This is a genomic window from Pseudomonas sp. P5_A12 (assembly GCF_056400685.1).
On sequence record NZ_JBFUKU010000633.1, the window covers coordinates 1 to 600 of the forward strand.

Consider the following 600-nt stretch of genomic DNA (forward strand, 5'->3'; position numbering starts at 1 on the left):
GCCAACCACCGCTAGACCCAAAAAGTGACGAGCCGGACGCGCAAACCGCGGCGACGGATCGGTTCAATAAAGACCCGGCGGCTAAATCCGCATTAGCTTCTACGGCGCTGCTGAACAGCGTGAGAGTCGAAGATTACGATGCGGTTTTCTATCCGGGTGGTCATGGCCCGCTGTGGGATTTGGCCGAGGACACTTTTTCGATTGCGCTGATCGAGGCGTTTATCAAGGCGGGTAAACCGGTTGCGGCGGTCTGCCATGCGCCGGGCGTATTGCGCCACGTCAAAGGCGCGGATGGCCAGCCATTGGTCAACGGCAAGCGCGTGACGGGTTTCACCAACTCGGAGGAAGAAGCGGTGCAATTGACGGATGTCGTGCCATTTCTGGTGGAGGACATGCTCAAGGAGAAGGGCGGGATTTATTCCAAGGGCGATGATTGGGCGAGCTACGTGCTCACGGACGGATTGCTGATCACCGGTCAGAACCCGGCATCGTCCGAAGCGGCTGCCGAGGCGTTGCTAAGCAAACTCCGCTGAAACACCGCACCCTGTAGCAGCTGGCGCAGCCTGCGTCCGGCTGCGWAGCAGTCGTAATATCTGGCGC

1 protein-coding gene is annotated in these 600 nt (G+C 59.6%); it reads left to right on the top strand.

What is annotated here, in order from left to right; all coding sequences use genetic code 11:
* Positions 1-533: type 1 glutamine amidotransferase domain-containing protein (locus AC1DSG_RS31610; protein ID WP_477794360.1), on the top strand; the 533-nt coding region annotated here is incomplete at its 5' end.
* Positions 534-600: the final 67 nt, after the last annotated feature.